We start from the raw sequence: 554 nt of genomic DNA, 5'->3' as shown, positions 1-554 counted from the left end.
TGATGGTGCGCGTTGGCTGGTCAGCCGACTTCGCCGAAGCGCTAAAACAGCCTGTGGATGCGACAGCCCCTGCCGCCGCGCTGCCTGCAAACTGGTGGACCCACCCTGAAACGCTTGGCAAACAGGATAGCGATATCGAAGTCACCAAACGCCAGTGGGGCGCGTTTTACGGTACCGATCTGGAGCTGCAGCTACGCCGTCGCGGGATCGACACCATTATCCTGTGCGGTATTTCCACGAACATCGGCGTGGAATCCACCGCGCGTAATGCATGGGAACTGGGCTTTAACCTGGTCATTGCCGAGGACGCATGCAGAGCTGCTTCCGCGGATCAGCATCAGGGCAGCATGACCCATATCTTCCCGCGTATTGGTCGCGTGCGCAGCACCGACGAGATTTTACACGCGTTATGATTTATCTGGGTCTTCCCCAATGGTCGCACCCGAAATGGGTGCGCCTTGGTATTACCAGCCTTGAAGAGTATGCCCGCCATTTTAACTGCGTGGAGGGCAATACCACGCTGTACGCCCTGCCCCGTGCGGAAATTGTCGCAC

At 58.1% G+C, this 554-nt stretch carries 2 protein-coding genes; both read left to right on the top strand.

The genetic code is table 11. The features are described from left to right. The coding region (locus K5E19_RS23665) for a hydrolase (RefSeq protein WP_221553364.1) at positions 1 to 413 on the top strand (413 nt) is incomplete at its 5' end. Further along, positions 410 to 554, top strand: a 145-nt coding sequence (locus tag K5E19_RS23660; RefSeq protein ID WP_221553365.1) for a DUF72 domain-containing protein, incomplete at its 3' end; no start/stop codon positions are given. The genes K5E19_RS23665 and K5E19_RS23660, both read left to right, overlap by 4 nt.

This window comes from Enterobacter sp. RIT637 (assembly GCF_019718755.1).
Classification (GTDB): domain Bacteria; phylum Pseudomonadota; class Gammaproteobacteria; order Enterobacterales; family Enterobacteriaceae; genus Enterobacter.
Note: the sequence above shows the minus strand (reverse complement) of the source record. Positions and strands in the feature narration are given on the sequence as shown.